The organism is Campylobacter sp. BCW_4323 (genome assembly GCF_001763115.1).
GTDB classification, from domain to species: Bacteria; Campylobacterota; Campylobacteria; order Campylobacterales; family Campylobacteraceae; genus Campylobacter_D; species Campylobacter_D jejuni.
In genome coordinates this window covers 24,971-38,209 of record NZ_MJYC01000035.1, presented here as the reverse complement: position 1 = coordinate 38,209, position 13,239 = coordinate 24,971, and the positions used below count along the sequence as shown (strand labels likewise).

8 protein-coding genes are annotated in these 13,239 nt (G+C 31.9%); 5 read left to right on the top strand and 3 right to left on the bottom strand.

Annotation, left to right across the window (positions count from 1 at the left end):
* Positions 1–25: 25 nt before the first annotated feature.
* Complete coding sequence (gene ruvC, locus AJN60_RS01705; protein ID WP_074469938.1) at positions 26–508, bottom strand: crossover junction endodeoxyribonuclease RuvC; 483 nt, start codon at positions 506–508, stop codon at positions 26–28.
* Between the two features lie 94 nt (positions 509–602).
* Here ruvC and dnaA point away from each other — a divergent pair, with 94 nt between their 5' ends.
* The 3 genes from dnaA to gyrB all read left to right on the top strand — a co-directional run bounded on the left by dnaA (position 603) and on the right by gyrB (position 5,490).
* Entirely contained in the window at positions 603–1,925 is a 1,323-nt protein-coding gene (dnaA, locus tag AJN60_RS01700) for a chromosomal replication initiator protein DnaA (RefSeq protein WP_070284774.1), read from the top strand.
* A gap of 158 nt (positions 1,926–2,083) precedes the next feature.
* Entirely contained in the window at positions 2,084–3,151 is a 1,068-nt protein-coding gene (gene dnaN / locus AJN60_RS01695; RefSeq protein WP_070240265.1) for a DNA polymerase III subunit beta, read from the top strand.
* A 29-nt stretch (positions 3,152–3,180) separates the two neighbouring features.
* Entirely contained in the window at positions 3,181–5,490 is a 2,310-nt protein-coding gene (gene gyrB, locus AJN60_RS01690; RefSeq protein ID WP_070285759.1) for a DNA topoisomerase (ATP-hydrolyzing) subunit B, read from the top strand.
* Positions 5,491–5,515: 25 nt separating this feature from the next.
* Here the strand turns inward: gyrB and sorB are convergent, their stop codons facing one another.
* Together sorB and sorA are read right to left on the bottom strand one after the other, a co-directional pair.
* The gene (sorB, locus tag AJN60_RS01685; RefSeq protein WP_002857673.1) at positions 5,516–5,857 is read right to left on the bottom strand and encodes a sulfite:cytochrome c oxidoreductase monoheme cytochrome C subunit; all 342 of its coding nucleotides are present in this window, start codon (positions 5,855–5,857) and stop codon (positions 5,516–5,518) included.
* Between the two features lie 5 nt (positions 5,858–5,862).
* Positions 5,863–7,101 carry a sulfite:cytochrome c oxidoreductase molybdopterin oxidoreductase subunit gene (gene sorA / locus AJN60_RS01680; protein ID WP_044778576.1) on the bottom strand — a complete coding sequence of 413 codons (1,239 nt, stop codon included), beginning with the start codon at positions 7,099–7,101 and terminating at the stop codon, positions 5,863–5,865.
* 204 nt (positions 7,102–7,305) lie between these two features.
* On the opposite strand from sorA, the gene AJN60_RS01675 reads away from it, so the two are divergent.
* Both AJN60_RS01675 and gltB read left to right on the top strand, forming a co-directional pair.
* Positions 7,306–8,613: a Na+/H+ antiporter family protein gene (locus tag AJN60_RS01675; RefSeq protein WP_044778575.1), complete on the top strand. Its 1,308-nt coding sequence runs from the start codon at positions 7,306–7,308 to the stop codon at positions 8,611–8,613.
* Between the two features lie 134 nt (positions 8,614–8,747).
* A complete protein-coding gene (gene gltB, locus AJN60_RS01670; RefSeq protein WP_070285758.1) occupies positions 8,748–13,238 on the top strand; it encodes a glutamate synthase large subunit in 4,491 nt (1,496 codons plus the stop codon).
* Position 13,239: the final 1 nt, after the last annotated feature.

Below are 13,239 nucleotides of genomic sequence, written 5' to 3'. Positions count from 1 at the left end.
TTTTATGTAATGAAAATTACCAAAATCACACCCTAACTCTTAAATTTGCCGCATGGGTTAAAGCCACTGCTATAGCATCTGTGATATCTAAAGGTTTGATATCTTTGCTAAGTCCTAAAAGTCTTTTTACCATAAAAGCAACTTGTTCTTTGGTTGCTTTGGCTTTTCCTGTGACGGCTTTTTTCACTTGTAAGGGAGTGTATTCTGCAAAGTCTCCATGAATTTGAAGAATTTTTAAAGATAGGGCTCCGCGAAATTGTGCAAGTTTTAAAACGGTTTTTGGATTGTAAGCAAAAAAGATATCTTCTATAGCCACCTCATCAAAAGAATGATTTTTAAAAATCAAATCCAAACCCTCGCAAAGCTCTGTGATTTGATACTGTAAGGTGCTTGGCTTTATCTTTATAAGTCCCGCTTCTATGAGAATATTTTTTCCTTTGCTGGCTTCTATAATAGCATAACCGCAATTTCTTGAACCTGGATCTATACCTAAAATTTTCAAATTCATACCTTTTGAAAATAAAATACAAAAGCAGATTTTAACCTTTTTTTATGAAATTTAAGATAAAATTTATACATTATGCAAAATTTAAAGAGAGATTATGAATCCAAGCCAAATACTTGAAAATTTAAAAAAAGAATTAAGCGAAAACGAATACGAAAACTATCTATCAAATTTAAAATTCAACGAAAAGCAAAGCAAAGCAGATCTTTTGGTTTTTAATGCTCCAAATGAACTCATGGCTAAATTCATACAAACAAAATACGGCAAAAAAATCGCACATTTTTATGAAGTGCAAAGCGGAAATAAAGCCATCATAAATATACAAGCACAAAGTACTAAACAAAGCAACAAAAGCACAAAAATCGACATAGCTCATATAAAGGCACAAAGCACGATTTTAAATCCTTCTTTTACTTTTGAAAGTTTTGTTGTGGGGGATTCTAACAAATACGCTTATGGAGCATGTAAAGCCGTAGCGCATAAAGACAAACTTGGAAAACTTTATAATCCAATCTTCGTTTATGGGCCTACAGGACTTGGAAAAACACATTTACTTCAAGCAGTTGGAAATGCAAGTTTAGAAATGGGAAAAAAAGTCATTTACGCTACAAGTGAAAATTTTATCAATGATTTTACTTCAAATTTAAAAAATGGCTCTTTAGATAAATTTCATGAAAAGTATAGAAACTGCGATGTTTTGCTTATAGATGATGTGCAGTTTTTAGGAAAAACCGATAAAATTCAAGAAGAATTTTTCTTTATATTTAATGAAATCAAAAACAACGATGGACAAATCATCATGACTTCAGACAATCCACCCAACATGCTAAAAGGCATAACCGAACGCTTAAAAAGTCGTTTTGCACATGGGATCATAGCTGATATAACTCCACCTCAACTAGATACAAAAATAGCCATCATAAGGAAAAAATGTGAATTTAACGATATTAATCTTTCTAATGATATCATAAACTATATCGCCACTTCTTTAGGAGATAATATAAGAGAAATCGAAGGCATCATCATAAGTTTAAATGCTTATGCAACCATACTAGGACAAGAAATCACACTCGAACTTGCCAAAAGTGTGATGAAAGATCATATCAAAGAAAAGAAAGAAAATATCACTATAGATGACATTTTATCTTTAGTATGTAAAGAATTTAACATCAAACCAAGCGATGTGAAATCCAATAAAAAAACTCAAAATATAGTCACAGCAAGACGCATTGTGATTTACCTAGCTAGGACACTTACGGCTTTAACTATGCCACAACTTGCGAATTATTTTGAAATGAAAGATCATACGGCTATTTCACATAATGTTAAAAAAATCACAGAAATGATAGAAAATAATGCTTCTTTAAAAGCAAAAATCGAAGAACTTAAAAACAAAATTCTTGTTAAAAGTCAAAGTTAAGTGAAAGGATGTGAAAAATAAATTCTAGAATGTGAAAAAAAGAAATTAAGCAAAGTATGATAAAATACAAATTTGATTATTTTGCTTTGAAGAATTTCACAATTTCAACGAGCTTATTATTACAACGAATTTAAATTAAAATAAACCAAGGAGAAAAAATGAAGTTAAGTATCAATAAAAATACTTTAGAATCTGCAGTGATTTTATGTAATGCTTATGTAGAAAAAAAAGATTCAAGCACCATTACTTCTCATCTTTTTTTTCATGCTGATGAAGATAAACTTCTTATTAGAGCTAGTGATTATGAAATAGGTATCAACTATAAGATAAAAAAAATCCGCGTAGAATCAAGTGGTTTTGCTACTGCAAATGCAAAAAGTATTGCAGATGTTATTAAAAGCTTAAATAATGAAGAAGTTGTTTTAGAAACTATTGATAACTTCTTATTTATAAGACAAAAAAGCACAAAATACAAACTCCCTATGTTTAATCACGAAGATTTTCCAAATTTTCCAAATACAGAAGGAAAAAACCAATTTGACATTGATTCAAGTGACTTAAGTCGTTCTCTTAAAAAGATATTACCAAGTATTGATACAAACAACCCAAAATACTCCTTAAATGGTGCATTTTTAGATATAAAAACAGATAAAATTAACTTCGTAGGAACTGACACAAAACGCCTTGCAATCTATACTTTAGAAAAAGCAAATAATCAAGAATTTAGTTTTAGTATCCCTAAAAAAGCTATCATGGAAATGCAAAAACTTTTCTATGAAAAAATAGGAATTTTTTATGATCAAAATATGCTTATCGCTAAAAATGAAAACTTTGAATTCTTTACAAAACTTATTAACGATAAATTTCCAGACTATGAAAAAGTTATACCAAAAACTTTCAAACAAGAACTTAGCTTTTCAACTGAAGATTTTATAGATAGTCTTAAAAAAATCAGCGTTGTAACTGAAAAAATGAAACTTCATTTTAACAAAGATAAAATCATCTTTGAAGGTATAAGTTTAGACAATATGGAAGCAAAAACAGAGCTTGAAATTCAAACAGGAGTGAGTGAAGAATTTAATCTTACTATAAAAATCAAATATTTACTTGATTTCTTAACTTCTATAGAAGAAGAAAAATTCACTTTAAGTGTAAATGAACCTAATTCAGCATTTATAGTCAAATCCCAAGGACTATCAATGATTATCATGCCTATGGTTTTATAATAAGAACAAGTAAAAGATAAAGGAAAAATATGCAAGAAAATTACGGTGCGAGTAATATTAAAGTCCTAAAAGGCCTAGAAGCTGTTAGAAAACGCCCAGGTATGTATATAGGAGATACAAACATAGGCGGACTTCATCATATGATTTATGAAGTTGTGGATAATTCTATCGATGAAGCTATGGCAGGACATTGTGATACTATAGATGTAGAAATCACTACTGAAGGAAGCTGTATAGTTAGTGATAATGGTCGTGGTATTCCTGTTGATATGCACCCAACTGAAAATATGCCAACTTTAACTGTTGTTTTAACTGTCCTTCATGCAGGGGGGAAATTCGATAAAGATACTTATAAAGTTTCAGGCGGTTTGCACGGTGTTGGGGTTTCAGTTGTAAATGCACTTTCTAAAAAACTTGTAGCTACAGTTGAAAGAAATGGAGAAATTTATCGTCAAGAATTTTCAGAAGGTAAAGTTATCAGTGAATTTGGTGTGATAGGAAAAAGTAAAAAGACAGGAACAACTATAGAATTTTGGCCTGATGATCAAATTTTTGAAGTGACTGAATTTGATTATGAAATTTTAGCTAAAAGATTTCGTGAACTTGCATACTTAAATCCAAAAATCACTATAAATTTTAAAGATAACCGCGTAGGCAAACATGAAAGTTTTCACTTTGAAGGTGGAATTTCTCAGTTTGTTACAGACTTAAATAAAAAAGAAGCTTTAACTAAGGCAATTTTCTTTAGCGTAGATGAAGAAGATGTGAATGTTGAAGTAGCTTTGCTTTACAATGATACTTATAGCGAAAATTTACTCTCTTTTGTAAATAATATCAAAACTCCAGATGGTGGAACTCATGAAGCTGGTTTTAGAATGGGCTTAACTCGTGTGATAAGTAACTACATAGAAGCAAATGCAAATGCTAGAGAAAAGGATAATAAAATCACGGGTGAAGATGTGCGTGAAGGTTTAATCGCTATTGTGAGTGTAAAGGTGCCTGAACCACAATTTGAAGGACAAACCAAAGGAAAACTTGGTTCAACTTATGTGCGTCCTATAGTTTCAAAAGCAAGTTTTGAGTATTTGACTAAATATTTTGAAGAAAATCCTATCGAAGCTAAAGCTATAATGAACAAAGCTTTAATGGCTGCTCGTGGTAGAGAAGCAGCGAAAAAAGCCAGAGAATTAACGCGTAAAAAAGAAAGTTTAAGCGTAGGAACTTTACCAGGGAAATTAGCTGATTGTCAAAGTAAAGATCCAAGTGAAAGTGAAATTTATCTTGTGGAAGGGGATTCTGCAGGAGGTTCTGCAAAACAAGGTAGAGAAAGATCTTTCCAAGCTATATTGCCTTTGCGTGGTAAAATTTTAAATGTTGAAAAAGCAAGACTGGATAAAATTTTAAAATCTGAGCAAATTCAAAATATGATTACCGCTTTTGGCTGTGGTATAGGTGAAGATTTTGATCTTTCAAAACTAAGATATCATAAAATCATCATCATGACAGATGCGGATGTTGATGGATCACATATACAAACCTTGCTTTTAACTTTCTTCTTCCGTTTTATGAATGAACTTGTAACAAATGGACATATTTATTTAGCACAACCGCCTTTATATCTTTATAAAAAAGCTAAAAAGCAAATTTATTTAAAAGATGAAAAAGCTTTGAGCGAATACCTGATAGAAACGGGAATAGAAGGTTTAAATTATGAAGGTATAGGAATGAATGATTTAAAAGATTATTTAAAAATCGTTGCAGCTTATCGTGCGATTTTAAAAGATCTTGAAAAGCGTTTTAATGTGATTTCTGTGATACGTTATATGATAGAAAATTCAAATTTAGTTAAAGCAAATAATGAAGAATTATTTAGTGTAATCAAACAATTTTTAGAAACACAAGGACACAATATCTTAAATCATTATATCAACGAAAATGAAATTCGAGCTTTTGTTCAAACTCAAAATGGCCTAGAAGAACTTGTGATCAATGAAGAACTTTTCACTCATCCACTATATGAAGAAGCAAGTTATATTTTTGATAAGATTAAAGATAGAGGCTTGGAATTTGATAAAGATATTTTAGAAGTTCTTGAAGATGTTGAAACCAATGCTAAAAAAGGTGCTACTATACAACGCTATAAAGGTTTAGGGGAAATGAATCCTGAGCAACTTTGGGAAACTACAATGGATCCAAGCGTAAGAAGACTTTTAAAAATCACTATTAAAGATGCACAAAGTGCAAATGATACCTTTAATCTCTTTATGGGTGATGAGGTTGAACCAAGACGCGATTATATCCAAGCACACGCTAAAGATGTAAAACATTTGGATGTGTAAATTTATCATTGAAGAAATGATTTCTTCAATGAGTTTTGTTTTGTAAGAATATAGCTAGAGGAATTCTTCTTCTTGTATCGTATTTTTCTCCATAATATTTTTCAAGATAATTTAAAATTTTTTCTTCATCTTCAGGTTCTATTTCCCAAAGTCCTTCACTATCTTGCATCCATCTTATAGCTGCTAACCAAGCTTTTCTACTTGCGTGCATATTGGTAATGAGATTGGATCCATGACAAGCTAAACAATTTGCTTCCACTAAAGGTGAATCAGGATCGATAATCAATCCTGTATCAGGGTTAATTTCAAGATTTTGAGCCCAACTTGCACTTAAAAACAATGCTAAGATCAATATAATTTTTTTCACCATTCTTAAACTCCATAAACATTAACTCTATGGCATGCATTATTGATATATCCTCCTGGATTCCACTGTGCTAAAACCATAGGTTGACTGTTACCTTGACTATCGATAGCTCTTGCCCAAATTTCATAATATCCTTTTGTCGGTATTGATATTTGAGCACTCCATTTTTGCCATGCTAATCTATTTAATGGTTTTTCTACTTTTGCTTTGGTCCATGTTACGCCATAATCATTGCTTACATAAACTTCACTAACTTCAAGTTCGCCAGCCCAAGCTTTACCTCTAACTTCAAATTTTTTATTTGCTTTTATTTCAGAACCATTTTTGATATTAGTGATTACAGATCTTACAGGCATTGATTCTATGATTTTCATCTCGCCTTTATAGTTAAAATCTCCTGGTTTTACTGGATTTACAGGAACTTTATAAGAACCTTCCATTTTTTCACCATCATGAATTTTATTTCTTACTGAAATTTTATAAAGCCATTTACCGCTTGTACTTGCAGGGTAACCACCACAAACAAGTCTAAGTGGATAGCCATTAACTAAAGGAATATCTTTGCCTTCATAAGCCCAAGCTATTAGAGTTTCATCTTGTAAAGCTTTAGAAATAGGAACTCCTCTACTAATAGGTGAAGTTTCTTCACCGTTTAATTTTGTATCTATACCATAATATCCAATATACACCGCATCATTTTTGATGCCACAATCTTTTAAAATATCTTTTAAACGCACTCCTGTCCATCTACCACAAGCTACTGCACCATAACCCCATTGAGTTCCTTTTGTGCTAGGTATAACTTCGGATCTACCATTTCCACCGCATTCAACTGTTAAGGCATAAGTATAGGTTTTAAATTTCTTTTTTAAATCTTCTATGGTGTAAGATTTTTTATTGATAATGCTTTCTCCATCGATTTCTAAAGTCCAACCTTTATGAAGTCTTTCTTTTATCGTTTCTAGGCTTGGTGGTAAGCCATTATTTCTAACAAAGAAATTTTCAGGTTTTGTAAAATCAGAATCAAGAGCATAAATTTCAGTTTCTGCTGTTAATGGTTTTTCACCATGATAGATAAGATCTTTTTTACCTTCTATTTTAAAATCAGGTAATTCTTTTGCCAAAGCCTTACTTCCTAAAAAATTCTCAAAAGAAAAATTTGACAATACACTAATGCCAAATAAACCAAGTCCTATATTTTTTAGAAAGTCTCTACGATTTTCTTTTTGATCGTTCTGTTTCATTGAAATATCCTTAAATATTTATATAATCTTTTATTTTATTATAAATTTTAAAAATTTAAATAATTAATATAATTAATTATTTAAATTAAAAAAATTAATTATTTTTATAATTTTACATATTAAAATAAAATCATCATATGTTCGAGTTTTATTACATTTTAACTAAGTTTTTTCTACAATTAAATTTTTAAAATTATTTAAGGAATGATTTTGACTTTACTTACTAATCCTATCATTATCAGTGTTGTTTTGATGACTTTACTTTGTTTGTTTCGTTTTAATGTACTTTTGAGTCTTTTGATCTCGGCTCTTGTTGCAGGTGTATTTTCTCATCTTGAACTCGTAGATACTATGAATATACTTATAAGCGGAATGAAAGAAAATTTAAAAACAGCTCTTAGCTATATACTCTTAGGGGCCATTGCCGCAGCGATTTCAAAGACAAATTTAACTGCATATTTAATTAAGATAGTAAGCCATTTTATATCTCATAAAAAATATTTATTGCTTTTGTCTATAGCTTTAATTTCTTGTTTTTCTCAAAATTTAATTCCTATTCATGTAGCTTTTATACCTTTGTTAATTCCACCTCTTTTAAGTCTTTTTAATAAACTTAAAATCGATCGTAGAGCGGTTGCTTGTGCTTTAACTTTTGGACTTACTACGCCTTATATGGTTTTGCCAGTAGGCTTTGGACTTACTTTTCAAGATCTTTTAAAAGATAATTTAAATGCAAATAATGTAAGTGTATCTTTAAATGATGTTACAAATACTATGTATTTTGCTGCTATTTGTATGATAACAGGACTTTTTCTAGCGCTTTTTGTGTTTTATCGTAAGCCAAGAGAGTATCAAGAAGTAGAAATTGCTAAAGTGAATTTAGAAAATCTTGAAATGACTCGTAAGGAATGGGGCGTTTTAGCTGGGCTTGTTTTAACTTTAATTTTGCAAATTTTGACTATGAATTTACCTTTATCAGGGCTTTTGGGTTTTGTTTTAATGGTTATTTTGGGTGGAGTTGAATTTTCAAAAGTCAATGAAGTTTTTGATGATGGACTTAAAATGATGGGTTTTATAGCTTTTGTTATCCTTGTTGCTGCAGGATATGGAGAAGTTTTAAAAGAAAGTGGATCAGTAGTAGAGCTTGTAAATTCAGTCGTTCCTTGGATGGAACAAAGTAAATTTTTAGCAGTATTTTTTATGCTTTTAATAGGACTTATCATCACTATGGGTATAGGTACTTCTTTTGGAACTATACCTATCATAGCTACGCTTTTTTGTCCTATTTGTTTGGAACTTGGTTTTAGTACAGCACTTATTATATTTATCTTAGGAGTAGCAGGAGCTTTAGGAGATGCAGGAAGTCCAGCCAGTGAAACAACCATGGGAACCACTGTAGGATTAAATGCTGATAAACAACACGATCACATTAAAGATACTTGTATACCAACTTTTATTTTTTATAATGGCCCATTATTGATTTTAGGTAGTATTATCGCCATGTTTTTATAATTTTTACAAATCTATCAAAATATTTTTTAATTTATTTATTTTTAAGATAAAAATTATATCGATTTTAAAAAAATGTATGCTATAATCCTTTATAAAGCTAACAAAATTTAAATCAGTCTTATAAGGAGAGCAAAATGGATTTAGAAAATATCCTAGAAAATAATCAAAGCATAGGTTTATATCACCCAAAGAACGAACATGATGCCTGTGGTATCGCTGCAATTGCTAATATACGTGGTATTGCCTCTTATAAGGTTATTTGTGATGCTTTAGAAATTTTGATGAATCTTGAGCACCGAGGTGGTGCAGGAGCTGAAGAAAATTCAGGTGATGGAGCTGGGATTTTGATCCAAATTCCACATGATTTTTTTAAAACTCAAGAATTAGGTTTTGAACTCCCTAAAAAGGGTGATTATGCCGTAGCGCAGATGTTTTTATCACCCAATACTGATGCAAAAGAAGAAGCAAAAGAGATATTTTTACAAGGTTTAAAGGATAAAAAACTTGAATTTTTAGGTTTTAGAGAAGTGCCTTTTAATCCTAGTGATATAGGTGCAAGTGCTTTAAAAGCTATGCCTTATTTTTTACAAGCCTTTGTGAAAAAACCAAGTAAAATAAGTGCAGGACTTGAGTTTGAAAGAGTGCTTTATAGTACGCGTCGCCTTATAGAAAAAAGAGCTATTAATGTGCCAAAATTTTATTTTTCAAGTTTTTCTTCACGTACCATAGTTTATAAAGGAATGCTTCTTTCAACTCAATTGAGCGATTTTTATCTTGATTTTAAAGATGTCAATATGAAATCAGCCATCGCTTTGGTGCATTCTCGCTTTTCGACTAATACCTTTCCAAGTTGGGAAAGAGCACATCCAAACCGCTATATGGTGCATAATGGAGAGATTAATACCATACGCGGAAATGTTGATAGTATAAGAGCTAGAGAAGGTTTGATGCAAAGTGAGTATTTTGAAAATTTAGATGAAATTTTTCCCATCATAGCTAAGCCTAGCAGTGATTCTGCAATGTTTGATAATACTTTAGAATTTTTAGCTCTAAATGGTCGCACTTTAGAAGAAGCTTTTATGATGATGGTGCCAGAACCTTGGCATAAAAATGAAAATATGGAAAGCAAAAAGCGTGCTTTTTATGAGTATCATTCTTTATTGATGGAGCCTTGGGATGGACCTGCTGCTATAGTTTTTACTGATGGAGTGATTATGGGGGCGAGTTTGGATAGAAATGGTTTTCGTCCTTCAAGGTATTATCTTACAAAAGATGATATGCTCATACTTTCAAGTGAAACAGGGGCTTTAAAACTTGATGAAAAAAATATCAAAGCTAAAAAACGCTTAGAACCTGGAAAACTTTTACTCGTTGATACAGCAAGAGGTAGGGTTATAGCTGATAATGAAATCAAAGAGCATTATGCTAATGCTAAGCCTTATAAAAAATGGCTTAAAAATTTAGTTGAACTTGAAAAACAAAAAAGCGGAGTTTATAAACATCAGTTTTTAAAAGAAGATGAGGTTTTAAAACTTCAAAAAGCTTTTGGTTGGAGTTATGATGAGCTTAAAATGAGTGTGGCTACTATGGCTCAAAATGGCAAAGAAGCTATAGCAGCTATGGGTGTAGATACTCCTTTGGCTATACTTTCTAAAACTTATCAACCTTTGTATAATTATTTTAAACAACTTTTTGCACAAGTAACTAACCCTCCTCTTGATGCTATAAGAGAAGAGATCGTTACTTCTACAAGGATTTATCTAGGAAGTGAAGGCAATTTATTAAAACCCGATGAAAACAATGCAAAACGCGTAAAAATAGCCCTGCCTGTGATAAGCAATGAAGAACTTTTTGAAGTTAAGGCTTTAAATAAATTTCAAGTTAAAGAATTTTCTATACTTTATGATTATTCTAAAAAAACTTTAGAAAAGGCTTTAGATGAACTTTGCGTTAAGATAGAAGATGAGGTTAAAAAAGGTGTTTCTATTATCATTTTAAGTGATAAAGGAGTGGATGAAAAAAACGCTTATATTCCTGCTTTGCTTGCTGTTTCTGGAGTGCATAATCATCTAGTAAGAAAAAATTTAAGAACACATACAAGCCTTATCATCGAAAGTGGTGAACCTAGAGAAATTCATCATTTTGCATGTCTTTTAGGTTATGGTGCGACTGTTATTAATCCTTATTTGGTTTATGAGAGTATACAAAAACTCATTGTCAATAAAGATTTAGATTTAAGCTATGAAAAGGCAGTAGAAAATTTCATCAAGGCAAGTTCAAGCGGCATAGTCAAAATTGCTTCTAAAATGGGGGTTTCTACCTTGCAAAGTTATAATGGCTCTGCACTTTTTGAATGTCTGGGCTTAAGTTCTAAGGTGATTGATAAATACTTCACTTCTACAACTTCACGCATTGAAGGTATGGATTTAGAAGATTTTGAAAAAGAACTCATTGCTTTGCACAAACATGCTTTTAACGATACACATAAGGCTTTAGATTCTAAAGGAATTCATGGTTTTAGAAGTGCTAAAGAAGAACATTTAATCGATCCGCTTGTGATTTTTAATCTTCAGCAAGCCTGTCGCAACAAAGACTATAAAAGCTTTAAAAAATACTCGGCTTTAGTAGATGAAAAACAAGTTAACTTGCGTTCTTTGATGGAATTTGATTTTAGTGAAGCTATTAGCATAGATAAGGTTGAAAGTGTAGAAAGTATAGTTAAACGCTTTAGAACAGGGGCTATGAGTTATGGTTCTATTTCTAAAGAAGCACACGAGTGTTTAGCACAGGCTATGAATAAAATAGGTGCTAAATCAAATTCAGGTGAAGGTGGAGAGGATGAAGAACGCTATGAAACCAAAGAGGGTGTGGATAAAAACTCAGCCATTAAGCAAGTAGCAAGTGGGCGTTTTGGCGTGGATTTAAACTACTTAAGTCATGCAAAAGAAATTCAAATCAAAGTCGCTCAAGGTGCAAAACCAGGTGAAGGCGGACAATTAATGGGCTTTAAAGTCTACCCTTGGATAGCCAAGGCTAGGCATTCTACTGCAGGTGTGACGCTTATTTCCCCACCTCCTCATCATGATATTTATTCTATAGAAGATTTAGCTCAACTTATTTATGACCTAAAAAATGCTAACAAAGACGCTAAAATTTCAGTAAAACTTGTAAGCGAAAATGGCATAGGAACGGTTGCTGCAGGTGTGGCTAAGGCAGGAGCGAATTTAATCCTTGTTTCAGGTTATGATGGAGGTACGGGTGCAAGCCCTAGAACTTCTATACCGCATGCAGGAATTCCTTGGGAGTTAGGTTTGGCTGAAACACATCAAACTTTGATTTTAAACAAGCTTAGAGATAGGGTAAGATTAGAAACTGATGGAAAGCTTATGAATGGGCGTGATTTAGCCATAGCAGTACTTTTAGGAGCTGAAGAATTTGGTTTTGCAACCGCGCCTTTGATTGTTTTAGGTTGTACGATGATGAGAGTTTGTCATCTAAATACCTGTCCTTTTGGTATAGCCACTCAAGATACAGAACTTAGAGATCGTTTCAAGGGCAAAGTGGATGATGTGATTAATTTCATGTATTTTATAGCCCAGGAGCTTAGAGAATACATGGCAAGGCTTGGTTTTGAACGTTTAGATGATATGATAGGTCGTGTGGATAAACTCCGCCAAAAAAGTGTGCAAGGTAAAGCAGGAAAGCTAAATTTAGATAAAATTTTAAAATCCTTGCCTACTTATAATAAAACTGCTGTGCATTTTAAAGACTATAAAGATAATAAACTTGAAAAAACGATTGATTATAGAATTTTACTACCACTTTGTAAAAATGCTGTGGAGAAAAAAGAGCCTATCAAACTTTCTTTAGAAGTAGGAAATCAAAGCCGTACTTTTGCAACTATGCTTTCAAGTGAAATTTTAAAAACTTATGGAAAAGATGCTTTAGACGAAGATAGTATCCATATCAAAGCTATAGGCAATGCAGGCAATAGCTTTGGAGCGTTTTTGTTAAAGGGCATTAAACTTGAGATTATAGGCGATAGCAATGATTATTTAGGCAAGGGTTTAAGTGGTGGCAAAATCATAGCAAAAATTTCAAATGAAGCTACTTTTTCGCCTGAAGAAAATATCATCGCAGGAAATGCTTGTTTATACGGAGCTACAAAAGGTGAAGTGTATTTAGATGGTATAGCAGGGGAAAGATTTTGTGTAAGAAATTCAGGAGCTTTGGCTGTGGTTTTAGGAACAGGTGTGCATGGTTGTGAATATATGACAGGTGGGCAAGTTGTAGTTCTTGGAGATGTGGGTGCGAATTTCGCTGCTGGTATGAGTGGGGGCGTTGTTTATATTTTTGGAAGACACAACGAAGCTCATGTAAATACCGAGCTTGTGGATATTAAAGATCTTAATGCTAAGGATGAAAAAGAATTAAAAGCTGTGATAGAAAAACATATCGCTTATACAGATTCTAAAAAGGCTAAAGATATTTTAGAAAAATTCGATAAAAAAGACTTTTTTAAAGTCATGCCAAGAGATTATGAAAAGATGTTAAAAATGCTTGATCTTTGTAAAAATGAAAAAGATCCAAATTTAGCAGCATTTTTGAAAATCACGCAAAAATAAG